This window comes from Duganella qianjiadongensis (assembly GCF_009857915.1).
In the GTDB taxonomy this organism is placed as follows: domain Bacteria; phylum Pseudomonadota; class Gammaproteobacteria; order Burkholderiales; family Burkholderiaceae_D; genus Rugamonas; species Rugamonas qianjiadongensis.
Window position 1 is genome coordinate 106,193 of the sequence record NZ_WWCM01000011.1, and the last position, 13,124, is coordinate 119,316.

The 13,124-nt window shown below is 62.7% G+C and carries 14 protein-coding genes; 4 read left to right on the top strand and 10 right to left on the bottom strand.

The genetic code is table 11. From position 1 onward, the window contains the following. Window positions 1–9: 9 nt before the first annotated feature. The 3 genes from GTP27_RS16075 to GTP27_RS16085 form a co-directional block, all read right to left on the bottom strand. A complete protein-coding gene (locus GTP27_RS16075; protein ID WP_161040186.1) occupies window positions 10–2,181 on the bottom strand; it encodes a putative bifunctional diguanylate cyclase/phosphodiesterase in 2,172 nt (723 codons plus the stop codon). After that, complete coding sequence (locus GTP27_RS16080; RefSeq protein WP_161040187.1) at window positions 2,174–3,175, bottom strand: EAL and HDOD domain-containing protein; 1,002 nt, start codon at window positions 3,173–3,175, stop codon at window positions 2,174–2,176. Before GTP27_RS16080 ends, GTP27_RS16075 begins: the two co-directional genes overlap by 8 nt. 107 nt (window positions 3,176–3,282) lie before the next feature. Next, window positions 3,283–4,215 (bottom strand): LysR substrate-binding domain-containing protein, encoded by a 933-nt coding sequence (locus tag GTP27_RS16085; protein ID WP_161040188.1) that lies wholly within the window; start codon window positions 4,213–4,215, stop codon window positions 3,283–3,285. A gap of 140 nt (window positions 4,216–4,355) precedes the next feature. Here GTP27_RS16085 and GTP27_RS16090 point away from each other — a divergent pair, with 140 nt between their 5' ends. The 4 genes from GTP27_RS16090 to GTP27_RS16105 all read left to right on the top strand — a co-directional run bounded on the left by GTP27_RS16090 (window position 4,356) and on the right by GTP27_RS16105 (window position 8,346). Next, complete coding sequence (locus GTP27_RS16090; protein ID WP_161040189.1) at window positions 4,356–5,057, top strand: pirin family protein; 702 nt, start codon at window positions 4,356–4,358, stop codon at window positions 5,055–5,057. Window positions 5,058–5,215: 158 nt separating this feature from the next. After that, window positions 5,216–5,869: a GTP cyclohydrolase II gene (gene ribA / locus GTP27_RS16095; protein WP_161040190.1), complete on the top strand. Its 654-nt coding sequence runs from the start codon at window positions 5,216–5,218 to the stop codon at window positions 5,867–5,869. A 24-nt stretch (window positions 5,870–5,893) separates the two neighbouring features. Beyond that, on the top strand, window positions 5,894–7,366 hold the full coding sequence (locus GTP27_RS16100) for a S1 family peptidase (protein ID WP_161040191.1): 1,473 nt from the start codon (window positions 5,894–5,896) through the stop codon (window positions 7,364–7,366). Next, window positions 7,363–8,346, top strand: coding sequence for an FHA domain-containing protein (locus tag GTP27_RS16105; RefSeq protein ID WP_161040192.1), 984 nt, complete (start codon window positions 7,363–7,365; stop codon window positions 8,344–8,346). The genes GTP27_RS16100 and GTP27_RS16105 overlap by 4 nt, the downstream gene beginning before the upstream one ends. Before the next feature lie 58 nt (window positions 8,347–8,404). On the opposite strand, the gene GTP27_RS16110 is transcribed toward GTP27_RS16105, so the two are convergent. From GTP27_RS16110 to nuoN, 7 genes are read right to left on the bottom strand one after another with little or no spacing between them, the layout of a single operon-like run. Continuing rightward, window positions 8,405–8,707, bottom strand: coding sequence for a hypothetical protein (locus tag GTP27_RS16110; protein WP_161040193.1), 303 nt, complete (start codon window positions 8,705–8,707; stop codon window positions 8,405–8,407). 32 nt (window positions 8,708–8,739) lie between these two features. Beyond that, window positions 8,740–9,231: a 2-C-methyl-D-erythritol 2,4-cyclodiphosphate synthase gene (gene ispF / locus GTP27_RS16115; RefSeq protein WP_161040194.1), complete on the bottom strand. Its 492-nt coding sequence runs from the start codon at window positions 9,229–9,231 to the stop codon at window positions 8,740–8,742. 13 nt (window positions 9,232–9,244) lie between these two features. Beyond that, complete coding sequence (ispD, locus tag GTP27_RS16120; protein ID WP_161040195.1) at window positions 9,245–9,964, bottom strand: 2-C-methyl-D-erythritol 4-phosphate cytidylyltransferase; 720 nt, start codon at window positions 9,962–9,964, stop codon at window positions 9,245–9,247. Window positions 9,965–9,979: 15 nt separating this feature from the next. Next, window positions 9,980–10,717, bottom strand: a complete 738-nt coding sequence (locus GTP27_RS16125; protein WP_161040196.1) for a hypothetical protein — start codon at window positions 10,715–10,717, stop codon at window positions 9,980–9,982. Further along, window positions 10,717–11,271, bottom strand: a complete 555-nt coding sequence (locus GTP27_RS16130) for an NUDIX domain-containing protein (RefSeq protein ID WP_161040197.1) — start codon at window positions 11,269–11,271, stop codon at window positions 10,717–10,719. The genes GTP27_RS16125 and GTP27_RS16130 overlap by 1 nt, the downstream gene beginning before the upstream one ends. A 33-nt stretch (window positions 11,272–11,304) precedes the next feature. After that, window positions 11,305–11,610 carry a DUF2818 family protein gene (locus GTP27_RS16135; protein WP_161040198.1) on the bottom strand — a complete coding sequence of 102 codons (306 nt, stop codon included), beginning with the start codon at window positions 11,608–11,610 and terminating at the stop codon, window positions 11,305–11,307. Beyond that, on the bottom strand, window positions 11,610–13,115 hold the full coding sequence (nuoN, locus tag GTP27_RS16140) for an NADH-quinone oxidoreductase subunit NuoN (protein WP_161040199.1): 1,506 nt from the start codon (window positions 13,113–13,115) through the stop codon (window positions 11,610–11,612). The genes GTP27_RS16135 and nuoN overlap by 1 nt, the downstream gene beginning before the upstream one ends. Between the last annotated feature and the right edge of the window lie 9 nt (window positions 13,116–13,124).

Consider the following 13,124-nt stretch of genomic DNA (forward strand, 5'->3'; position numbering starts at 1 on the left):
GCTTGCGCGTCAGGGCGTCGGCAGGCGAGCACCCAGCGCCAGACGTTTGCCGTCACGCAGCATGGTGGCAAAATCGGCCGCCGGCACAGGCTGGCTGAACAGATAGCCCTGCAACTGGTCGCAGCCCAGTTCGCGCAGGAAGTTCATCTGCTCAGGCGTTTCCACCCCTTCCGCCACTATCTCCTGCCGCAGTTGCTGCGCCATAGTGACAATCGCGCGGGCGATGGCGCAGTCATTTTCTTCGTCGGGCAGGCCGATCACGAAGGAGCGGTCGATCTTCAGCGTGCTGATGGGGAATTTCTTCAGATAGGCCAGACTCGAATAGCCGGTGCCGAAATCATCCAGCGACAGCCGCATGCCCATGGCACGCAGCTCGTTCATGATCGCGATCACACTCTCGGCGCCGCGCACCAGCAGGCTCTCCGTGATTTCCAGATTGATCTGTTCCGGCTGCACCTGATGACGTTCGAGTACCGCCGCTATCCGTTGCGGCAGCTTGCTGTCGAACTGGCGCGCCGACAGGTTGACGGCAATCGGCGGCATGATCAGATTCGCGTCCTGCCATGCGCGGATCTGGCGGCAGGCTTCTTCCAGCACCCAGCTACCCAGATCGAGTATCAGCCCCGTCTCTTCCGCCACCGGTATGAACACGCCGGGCGAAACCAGTCCGCGCACGGGGTGGCGCCAGCGCAGCAGCGCCTCGGCACCGACGATGCGGCCGCTGCGCAGGCTCACTTTCGGCTGGTAGTACAGCAGCAGTTCCTGATTGAGCAGGGCCTGGCGTAATTCGCCTTCGATGCGCATATGTTCTTTGGCGCGCTGGTTCATTTCTTCGCTGTAGAACAGCAGGCCCGATTCGATGCTGCGGATCGCCTTGTTGAGCGCCACCTCGGCATGCCGGATCAGGGTGGAAACATCGCCACCATCTTCCGGATAGACCGTGATGCCGGCATGGCCGCCCACCTGCAGCCGGTGATGCTCTACGGTGAAAGGCTCGGCCAGTGTGGACAGCAGCTTCTGCGCCACGATGCCGGCGTGCTCGCGCTTCTCGATGTGCAGCAGCGCTACGGCAAATTTATGTCCGTCCAGCCGCGCCAGCACATCGGCCTCGCGCAGCGACTGGCGCAGGCGCCGGCTGATTTCGCACAGCACCTCGTTGCTCACTTCATGGCCCAGCGTGTCGCTGATGGCACCCAGCCGGCTGATCTCTATCATCACCAGCGCACCGTGCTCCTGCGAACGGCGGGCTTCCGTCAGCGCCTGTCCCAGCAACTGGGTCAGCAGGCACAGATTCGGCAACCCCGTCAGCGCGTCATAGTTGGCCATGCGCTGCATGCGCGCTTCGGCATCCTTGTGCACGCTGATGTCGGAAAACAGCGAGAAGGTATGGCTGATCTTGCCCTGCATGTCGCGCACGGCACTGATCGTGACCGACTGCGGAAACAGCTCGCCATTCTTGCGCCGGCCGATGATTTCGCCACGCCACGCGCCTGCCCCCTGCATGGCCGCGCGTACGCGGGCGCGGAATTCGGCGTCGTGCACGCCCGAGCGCAGCAGGTCGGGCGTCTTGCCCAGCGCCTCTTCCGGCGGGTAGCCGGTAATGCGGGTAAAGGCCGAGTTGATCGAAACGATGCGTTCGCGCGCATCGGTAATCAGCACGCCCTGATCGGAATCTTCGATAATGCGCGCGTGCAGGGTCAGCTTGTCGGCTGGCGACAGCACTTCATCGAGCTTGCGCGCACATACTTCCATGCCGACCGCTTCGCCGCTATCGTCGAGCTGCAGGCGCAGATCGAGCTTTACCCAGATCAGCTCGCCGGAGCTGGTGCGGCGCTGCACTTCGGCCGCGCTACTGTAGCTGCCGTCGGCTTGTGCCACCAGTTCATCGAGTGCGCCATCGCCGTCATCCTCGGGATACAGCAGCAGCACGTGCTGTCCCTGCATTTCCGCCGCGCTGTAGCCGAACAGCCGCTGCGCGCCGTCGTTCCAGCCAGTTATGTAACCCACCAGATCGAGCTGCATAATGGCGACATCCGTGCAACTATCCGGCACGGCCGGGAAGGTATCGCGTGTGGCCGCCAGCAGGGCCGCCAGCTGTGCTAGCGTAGCGCTCTGCGCCGCGCCGGACTGCTGCTCCGCCCGCTGGCTGAGGGCCAGACAGCGTTCCAGAATGTCACGCATCGCCGTTGCCTGCGTCATTGCCGGACTTGCCTGCCGCAATAGCCTGCATCCACAGATAGGCATCAGCCTGTATCTGGTTGTAGCTGGCCACCTCGATCTGCAGCGCACGCAGGCCGCGCGTCAGCGCCATCAGATCGGCATGTTCGGCAGCCTCCACCAGCGTCAGCAACTGGCCCAGCGCACCAGTCCGCTGCAGCAAAGCCTGCGCCAGCTCTGCGCTGATGGTCAGCGGCTGCAGCACTTCGGCCAGCGCCATGCCGAACAGCACGCCTAGCAGCGAGAACATGCCCGCCATGAAGGCCTGTTCCTGCTGGGCCTTATCGTAGCCGGCTTCCCTGGCCAGCAGTTCCATCGAGCGGGCCCGCACCGCGACCCGCGCCAGCAGCATGGCCGAACGCCGGTCCGACTCGCGCGCCGAGAACAGCATCAGGTTGAGCCAGCGGCGCAGCTGGGCCCGGCCGAGGATCAGAATGGCCTGGGAAAAACTGCTGACCTTGCGGGATGCCCCCATGCCCAGCGAATTCACCAGCCGCAACAGGTGGTAGGACAGCGTCGGATCCTGCCGCAGCAGTGCTTCGATTTCATGGGTATCGGCATCGGCCGACACCAGTTGCACCAGTTTCAGCGCCAGCGCGCGCGAGGCGGCCTGACTGCCCACCGGCTTGGGTGGCGGGGCCAGAAACCACTCGCCTTCGATCCAGTTGGCGGTACGCGGCACTTCTTTGAATTCCTGATCAAGCGCCGCATTGCTGTGATGGATTTCCTCCGCCGGTGCAGCTTGCCAGCCCGCTTGCAGCAGCAGTTGCTGGCTAGGCTCGCTCAGCCCGTCGCGGAAGTAGCACACCATGCTGCCTGCCGCCAGCTGCTGCAGCAGTTCCAGCGGCGCCGTCTCCGGCTGCATGCCACGCGCATCGAGCAGCAGCGCCGACGGCACCCCGTGGCGGTCCGCCAGCGGATGAATGAACACAGGCGGCGTAACAGGCGTAACAGTCATGGAATTCCGGCAGAGGCAGTCAGAGATGCTGTTATGTTACTCTGAATCTATTGGCAGTAGCCAACATTTAACAGTGGCTGCGACACCCGGACAACGCCTGATTTACATCAAGCCCGCAACACAGGAGCAGGCAGATGTGCGAGCAGGCCGGCAAAGCGTTGCGGCGCCTGCCAGCGCTGCAGCCACCACGCCAGCGCCGCCCCCATTTCACCGCTGCGCCACGCCAGATAGAAGGTTTCCGGCGGCTTGGGCTCGGCTACGGCCTTCTCCACCAGCAGGCCGGCGGCTATCGCGGCCCGCGCACAGGGCGCCGGCAGGAAGCCGAACCCCGCACCCGCCAGCTGGTAGCGCAGCTTGCTCTGCATATCGGGCACGCTCAGGCTGTCCTGCCCCAGCAGCAGGCCTACCGTACGGGCCGGCAGCTGGCGCGCCGAATCGGCCACGCTGATGGCGCGGTAAGGCTGCAGATGTCCGCGCTCCAGCACGCCCGTTGTAGCTGCCAGCGGGTGGCTGGGCGCCACGCAGAACACGAAGTCCATCTGGCCCAGCGCATGGCTGACATAGCCGCCACCGGCCGGCCCCTCGCCCGCCGCGCCGATCAGCACGTCGGCACGGCGGTCCAGCAGCGCCTCCCAGGTGCCGGACAGGGCTTCCTGCATGATGCGCAGCCGGGTCTGCTGGCCCAGTGCATAGAACGCTGCCACATCATCCTGCAAGGCGCAGGCGGCAAACATGCTGTCCATGCCCACCGTCAGTTCGGTTTCCCAGCCGGAGGCCACGCGCCGTACTCTATGCTCGAGATCCTGTGCCGCACGCAGCAGATAGCGGCCTTCCTTGAGCAGTTCGGCCCCGGCAGGCGTGAGCACCACGCGCGGGCCATGGCGCTCGAACACTTGCACGCCGAGGTCATCTTCCAGCTTGTTGACGGTGTAGGAAATAGTCGACGGTACGCGGTGCAGCTCCTTGCCGGCGGCAGAGAAGGAACCGCGCCGGTCGATCGCATCGACAATCTGCAAAGCTTCCAGGCTCAGTCTTAACATTCGATTTTTTCGATGATTGAATCGTAAATTTTCCGTTTTTTAATCCGCAACGGACACTTTATACTGTCATTCATGGATGCAGCGATAAAAATGATTTTCAAAATTATCGCACATTAACCAAATAGAAACGGAGCCTTATCATGTTGCAAATTCGTCCTAGTGCAGCCCGCGGCCACGCTCAGCACGGCTGGCTCGATTCCCACCACAGCTTTTCCTTCGCCCACTACCATGACCCGCTGCACATGGGTTTTGGCCCGCTGCGCGTGATCAATGAAGACCGCGTGATGGGCGGCCAGGGGTTTGGCACCCATGGCCACCGCGACATGGAAATCATTTCCTACGTGCTCAGCGGCGCGCTCGAACACAAGGACAGCATGGGTACGGGCTCGGTACTGCACTATGGCGACGTGCAGCGCATGAGCGCCGGCACCGGGGTACGCCACAGCGAATTTAACCATTCGCGCAGCGAAACCGTGCATTTCCTGCAGATCTGGATCGAGCCGGACCGCACCGGCACCGCGCCCGGCTACGAGGAAAAGCACATTCCCATCGAGAGCAAACAGGGCAAACTGCGCCTGATCGCCTCGCCGGACGGGCGCAACGACAGCCTGCGCATTCAGCAGGACGCCAGCCTGTACGCCACCATCATGGCCGCAGGCGATCAGCTGGAGCACCCGCTGGCAGCAGGCCGGCTGGCCTATGTGCACGTGATCCGCGGCACAGTCAGCGTGAACGGCGTGGCGCTGAAAGGCGGCGACGCCCTCAAGCTCAGCGATGAAAATGCCGTCACGCTGGCTGACGCGACAGACGCGGAAATTCTGGTATTCGACCTGCCCCGCTAGGCCGGACCATGGGCCAGCCGCTAGCTGCCGGTAAAAGCTAGAGGCCGGCCTAAAAAAACTTTCCGCCAGTTTTGGTATCATGAGGGGCGCGCCGGGTCTGTTCGAACAGCCCGGCGCGCGTTTTTTACCTTGTAGATCACTATTTGAAGAGCAGAACTATGTCGCAGAGTGCAACAACCCCGGCAAATGTGGACCTGGAATACACGACTTCGTGCGCCCTGCCGACGCCGTGGGCCCAGTTCACCTTGCACGCTTTCGTGGAAAAAAGCACGGGCAAGGAACATCTGGCCATGGTGCTGGGCGATGTCGGCAATGGCGAGCCGGTACTGGGCCGCGTGCATTCCGAATGCCTGACCGGTGACGTGCTGTTTTCCCAGCGCTGCGACTGCGGCGCCCAGCTCGAAGGCGCGCTGCGCAAGATAGCCGAAGAAGGCCGCGGCATATTGCTGTATCTGCGTCAGGAAGGCCGCGGCATCGGCCTGGTCAACAAGATCCGGGCCTACCGCCTGCAGGAAGCCGGCGCCGACACGGTGCAGGCCAATGTGCAGCTGGGTTTCCAGCCCGACCAGCGCAACTACAGCATGGTACAGCCTATGCTGGCGCAATTCGGCGTCAAATCGCTGCGCCTGATGACCAATAATCCGCGTAAGATTGATGCCGTGGGCAAGCTCGGGGTGGAAGTGGCGGAACGCGTGCCGCTGCTGGTCAACCGCAATGCCTTCAACCAGCACTATCTGGACACCAAGGCAGCCAAGCTGGGGCACATGATGACGCCACTGACACCCGTCCCCGCGGAGGATGGCGCGCTGTAATCAGCGGCACTGTAAAAGGATGGCATGAATTTTCAGCGACTGATCGTTTCACTGCTGGTTAGCTGTAGCGCAGGCGCGGTCTGGGCCGCTTCGGGCGCAGCCGTCGGCGCCGCCCCGGCAGCCAGTACGCCTGCTGCTGCCAGCCACCCTAGCGCCCCTGCCGTTGCCGCACGGCGAACGGAAGCGACGCCGGCAGCAAAGCCGGCTCCGGCGCAGAGCGCTGCCAGCGACGATGAAGATGGCGCCGATAACGCCCCGCTGCCGCCCCCATCGAGCGCCGCCCAGCATCTGTATGGCGCCGCCCGCAATGATCTGCTGCAGGTACGCACCCTGCTCAAAAGCGGCCGCACCCAGTCCTCGGTCGGTTCCGGTTTCCTGATCGGCACCAGCAATCTGGTCATCACCAATTATCACGTGGTATCGCAGTTCGCGCTCGACCCGGACACCTATGTGGGCGAATGGGTCGATACCAGCGGCCAGCACGGCAATGTGGAACTGCTGGCCGTCGATGTGCTGCATGATCTGGCCGTGCTGCGCGTCAGCCGCAGCGGCACCGGTTTCTTCAAGATGCCGGAAAAGCTGGCGCGACTCACGCAAGGCCAGTATCTGTACGCATTGGGCAACCCGCTCGATCTGGGCTTCGCCATTTCCGAAGGCGCCTACAACGGCGTGATTGCGCGCAGCTTCTACGACCAGCTGATGTTCACCGGCCCGATCAATTCCGGCATGAGCGGCGGTCCCAGCGTCACCGTCGACGGTGCAGTGGCCGGCATCAACGTCTCCAAGCGGCTCGATGGTGAGCTGGTCAGCTTCCTCGTACCGGCGCGCTATGCACAGGACCTGCTGCGTCAGGTCGGCGAACAGACCAAGGCACCGGCCAGCTTTAGCGCCATCGTCGCGGCCCAGCTGCTGCGGCACCAGAGCGCCATGGTCGACCAGCTGCTGGCCACGCCGCTCAGCCTGAAAACCATGGGCCCGTATCAGGTGCCGGTGCGCGAATCGGAACAGATGCGCTGCTGGGGGCGTTCCAATGTCAAGGCCGACAAGCCGTTCACGGTGGATGATGCCAGCTGCGCCATGGAGTCCGCCATTTTCGTCAGCGGCAGCCTGCAGACGGGCCAGATCGCGATCCGCCACCAGTTCCTGCGCAGCGCAGGGCTGGACCAGTACCGCTTCGCCCAGCTGGCCAGTGCCTCGTTCAAGAACGAAAACTTCGGCAACAACAAGGATAGCCGTCTGACGGCGCCCCAGTGTACTGAGGATTTCGTCAACAACGCCAAGCTGCCCCTGCGTGCCGTGCTGTGCGTGCGGGCCTACCGCAAGTTCGCCGGCCTGTACGACTTTGCCCTGCTCACTGCCAGCACCGATCATAGCCTGATGAGCTTACAGAGCCGCATCGATGCACGCGGCGTCTCGTATGACAACGGGCTGCGCCTGACCCGCGCCTTCCTCACGGCACTCACGCACGCACCGGCACCCAAAGGCGGTGCCAAATGAATGCGCCCTACTTCGTTGAAATTCTCGCCCGCAATGGCGATGTGCTGCACCGCCACCGCATCGGCGCGCTGCCGATCCGCATCGGCCGCGGTTACGATAACGACGTGATACTCGACGACGCCCACAGCGCCGCCAGCCATGCCAGCATCGATCTGGACGAACATGGCCAGTTGCTGCTGCGCGATCTGGGCAGCGTCAACGGCAGCTACTACGGCGGCAAGCGCTGCGCAGCGATTGCGCTCGACGGCCATCGCGTGATCCGTCTTGGCCACACCCGTCTGCGCGTGCGCAGCGCCGATTTTGCCGTGGCGCCGGAACTGGCCGACACCACCATGCATAGCTGGGAAGGCGCCGCACCGGCCATCACCGGTCTGCTGTTGACGACCGCCTTTGCCCTCGTCGAAACCTGGTTCAACGACATCGAAAGCTTTGCCCAGGTACGCTACATCCTGGCACTGGCCTCCTGTCTGGGCGCCGGTCTGTTGTGGAGCGGCGCATGGGCGCTGGCCAATCGTCTGTTCGGCAGCCATGCCCGCTTGGGCCGCCATCTGTTCATACTCGGCAGCGGGCTATGCGTGATGGGTATCTGGCGCCTTGCCAGCACGGCCCTGGCCTATGCGTGGGATGCCACCGCGCTGACGCGCCACGGCAATCTGGTGATACTGGCGATCGCCTGTACCATGCTGTATTTCCACCTGCGCACCATCAAGCCGCACCATCCGCACCGCTACGCCATCGGCAGCGGCATCACTTATGCGGCCAGCGCCATGCTGCTCCTGCTGCTCAATCTGCAAGGCAGCGGCCGCGCCAGCGACGAACTGTATATGTCGGCGCTGCTGCCGCCACAGTGGCACCTGAGCGCCGACCGCAGCGTCGACCAGTTTATCGCCGATGCCGCTAAGCTGCGCGACGCCGCCGATGCAGCGCGCAGCCGCGGTGCAAGCGCCAGTGACGAGGATAACGACGAAGATAGCGAGTAGCCACCGCCCTGAATAGCCGCGGCGGAAGTGTCAGTAACGACGTTGCAGGGCGGGCGTATCAGATGCGGCCACGTTTAAACTCGGCCAGAAATGCCCGCGTCTGCGCGGGCGTCAGCACCTGCACAACATCACCGTGCCATGCATACAGATAAGGCGTGCCGCCCTGCCGGTCAGTCAGCTTGGCATCGAGCAGAAAGCAGGTGCCAAGCGGATAGCGCGCCGTATCGCACAGCACACGCGCACAATGCACGCGCAGACTGGGGGCAAACGCCTGTCCCGGCACCGGCTGTATCCAGACCTGCCGCCCGTCCGATACGGACTGCACCGCCACCTGCCGGTACGCATAAACATCTCGCGCCACGCTAGACTCCCATCCTCAAGAAAATGCAGAACTCAGTCTGCTGCCAGCAGCAAGGCTACGGCCTCGGCGTTGATGCCTTCCTCGCGCCCCAGATAGCCCATCTTTTCGTTGGTCTTGGCCTTGATGTTGACCTGACTGATGTCGAGGCCCAGATCCTGCGCGAGATTGGCGCACATGGCGCCGATATGCGGTGCCATTTTCGGCCGCTGCGCAATGATGGTGGCGTCGATATTGCCGATGCGGTAGCCGGTCGCGGCCACGCGGCGCGCCGCTTCCTTGAGCAAGGTGCGCGAGTCGGCGCCCTTGAACTGCGGATCGGTGTCAGGAAAATGTTTGCCGATATCGCCCAGCGCGGCCGCGCCCAGCAAGGCATCGGTGATCGCATGCAGCAGCACGTCGGCATCGGAGTGGCCGAGCAGGCCCAGATGGTGGGGAATCTCGACACCGCCGATAATCAGTTTGCGGCCCTCGACCAGTTTATGGCAATCGTAGCCCTGGCCGATGCGGAATGGAAGTTTGAGCATAATCTGTCCTCGGTTATTCGCCCGCTGCCAGATACATTTCCGCGATGCGGATATCGGCAGGCAGCGTGACTTTGAGATTGCGTGGATGGCCTTCGATCAGGCGCGGCGTCAGGCCTAGCAGTTCAACCGCGCTGGCGTCATCGGTGATGGCGTTGGGATCGGTGGCGCGACCCAGCGCGCGCAGCAGCAGGTGGAAGCCGAACATCTGCGGCGTCTGCGCCAGCCACATGCCTTCGCGCGAGATGGTGGCTGCCGCACACACGCCCTGCGCGGACGGTGCGCTGCGCTTGACGGTATCGACCACGGGCAGGGCCAGCAAGCCGCCAGCCGGATCATCGCCCACGCCTTCGATCAGGCGGGCGATCAGCGCGGGCGTCAGTCCCGGCCGCGCGGCATCATGCACCAGCACCATATCGCCGTCGGCAATCTGGCCCTGCAGTGCGCGCAAGCCGTTGAGCACGCTGTCCATACGGGTGGCGCCGCCACAGCGCAGCACTGTCACGCCAGCCATACCGGCAGGCAGCACCTCGTCGATATAACCATCGTCTGCACTAACCACCACATAGGTGTGGCTGATCAGCGGGCTGGCGCAAAAAGCCGCAACAGCATGGCGCAGCATGGGCTGTCCTGCCACGGTCAGATATTGTTTGGGGCAAGCGGCTGCCATGCGTGCGCCCACGCCGGCAGCGGGCAGCAAGGCGACGTAGCGCCGGGTCGGAGAATTATCGGTCATCGTGCTGGTGGTCTATTACTGTTTATGTAGGCGTTTCAGAATGGTGGCGGCGATTTCGCCATTACACACCTTGCCCATGCGGGCGTATTCTTCCGCCGTATCGATCTGCGCCTGCTTGTCGCGGCCCTTGTCGAATTCGTCGCGGATGAAAGGGAACCACACCGTGTTGATTTCATGTTCAAGCGCGGACATCGCGGTACCCGACGGAGCATACAGTGGCTTGGCATCGAAGCGCTTGTTGAGCGCATCACGCACCACTTTTTCCACCCGCGCCAGATTCTCCATATACGCCTGCAGATGGCGCTGCTCGTGTTCGAGGATGACCTGATAGCCACAGGAACCGGGGGCGAACTCGTTGCTGACGTAGATCAGCACGGGCGAATAGTTGAGCGTCAAGTCCACCCGCGGCGCGATGCATTCGTAGCCGCTAGCGGGGTCCTGCAGTATGGTGCCGCCCAGCTTGGCGCCGTACTGGCCATTGGTCACCGTCAGTCCCAATGTTGCCATGCCATTGGCGGCACTGCCGCTACGCGCGGTCAGCTGATTGAACGGCAGCTGGTTGTTGATGGTATAGCCATTCGAGCGCGACGACAGCACGGACACCGTCTTGGCGATGCTATCCTCGCAGCGTACCTGAAATGGCGTACGGGACGCCGCGCCAGTACCAGCTGCCGCGGCATGCAGCGGCGCGCACGGCAGCACGGCAAGCGCCGTGCAAGCGGCAATCAGCGGCACCCGCGCCAGCGCATTCATTACAGCTTCCAGTCGCCCGAACGCAGCTTGTCGAGCCAGAATATGCCGATCACCGTTTTTACATCGGTAATCGAGCCATCGCGCACGCCTTGCAGCAATTCGTCGATGGTGGCCGTATACGTTTCGAGGAATTCGCCGTCATCCAGCTTCTGCTGGCCCGCTTTCAGGCCACGTGCCAGATACAGGTCCAGATGTTCGTCCGAATAGGCGATGGCGTTATGGATGCGCGTGACATATTGCCACTCGCTGGCGGTGTAGCCGGTTTCTTCTTCCAGCTCGCGCTGGGCGCCGGCTAGCGGGTCTTCGTTATGATCGATTTTACCGGCCGGGAATTCGATGAACACGCGATGCAGCGGATAGCGAAACTGGCGCTCCATCAGCACGGTGCCGTCATCGAGCAGCGGCAGTATCACCACCGCGCCCGGATGCAGCACATATTCGCGCTGGGTATGCTGGCCGTCCGGCAGTGCTATGGTATCGCGCTGGATCTTGAGGAAATGGCCGTCGTAGACCAGTTCACCGTCGATACGGGTTTCTACCAGATGTTTGTCCATGCCTGCTCCACGTCGTTGAAGAACGATAGTGTATCAGTCGTGGCGCTTGCGCAGGTAACGCAGGATAAATCCGGGGAAAGCCAGCACGATGAACAGGCAGGCGGAAATGGCGTAGAACTCCCACGTTTGCGGGAAGCGGTTGCCGAGATGGGCTTCGAGAGCGAAGCCGATGACACCGACCGCAAAGAAGAGCACGACCATTTCGATCAGCCGCACCAACAGCGGCTTGCTCTCCCAGCGGCTGGGCACGAGCGCGAACACGCGCTCGTTGAAGAATGGCAGGTTGGCCGCCGCAATGGCGACTACGATGACCAACCAGCTTGCTACGGAAATGTCCATCAGGTGTTCAGGGTGATGGTCATGGCTTTCAGGCAGGCTGCCAGCAGCGGGCCTGGCAGTACACCCAGCAGCACGATAGCGATGGCGTTCAGGCTCAGCGCAACGCTCATGTCGGCCTTGACCACGATCGGTGCTTCATCAGCCGGCTCGTCGAACCACATCACTTTCACGACGCGCAGGTAGTAGAACGCAGCGATCAGCGAGAACATCACGGCCAGCACGGTCAGCCAGATCTGGCCGGTGCTCAGCACGGCGGTCAGCACGGCAAACTTGGCAGCAAAGCCCATCAGCGGCGGCACACCGGCCAGCGAGAACATCAGCGCCGACATGACGACTGCGAACCAGCCATTACGCTTGCTCAGACCTTTCAGGTCGGCCAGCGTCTCGGCTTCGAAACCGGCGCGCGACAGCAGCATCAGCATGCCGAAGCTGCCGATGGTGGTCAGCACGTAGGTGATCACGTAGTACATCGCTGCGCTGTAGGCCGCCGAGGCGCCGGTGCGGTCGGTGGTGCCGGCCACGCCAGCCAGCAGGCCCAGCAGAACGAAGCCCATCTGCGCGATGGTCGAGTAAGCCAGCATACGCTTCAGATTGGTCTGGGCGATCGCCGTGATGTTACCGATCGCCAGCGACAGCACGGCCAGAATCATCAGCATCTGCTGCCAGTCGAATGCCAGCGGCATCAGACCTTCCACCAGCAGGCGGATGCAGATCGCGAAGGTAGCGATTTTCGGTGCGCCGCCCAGCAGCAGGGTCACTGCGGTAGGCGAACCTTCGTACACGTCCGGTACCCACATATGGAATGGCACGGCGCCCAGTTTGAAGGCCAGACCGGCAACGAGGAATACCACGCCGAAGATCAGCACAGTCTTGTTCACGGTACCGCCAGCGACCATGGCCGATACGCCACGGATATCCAGCGTGCCGGTAGCGCCGTACAGCATCGAGATACCGTACAGCAGGAAGCCGGAAGCCAGCGCACCCAGTACGAAGTACTTCATTGCCGCTTCGGTCGCCTTGTGATTATCGCGGCGCAGCGCCACCAGTGCGTACAGCGACAGCGACATCAGTTCCACGCCCAGATACACGGACAGGAAGTTGGAACCGGAGATCATCACCATCTGGCCCAGCACGGTGAACAGGGCCAGCACGTAGAACTCGCCGCCCAGATTACCGCTCAGCATACCGCGGTCATCGGCGTACTGGCGCGAATACACCAGCGTCAGGCCGGCCGTCAGGTAGGTGAATACCTTGAGCAGATTGGCCATAGGATCGGACACGAACATACCGTTGAAGGTGTAGACCGTGTGGCCCGTCATGTAGTCGTTGTAGCTCAACACGCCGGCAACGAGCAGCGTCGCCAGCGACAGCAGATAGGTCAGCGAGCGCTGTCCCTCTTTGAGGAACATGTCGATCAACAGGATCGCCGAGGCACCGATCAGTACCACCATTTCTGGGTACACCGGCACCATGTCGATAACAGCTTGTGGAATTGGAGTAGTCATTATTTTGTT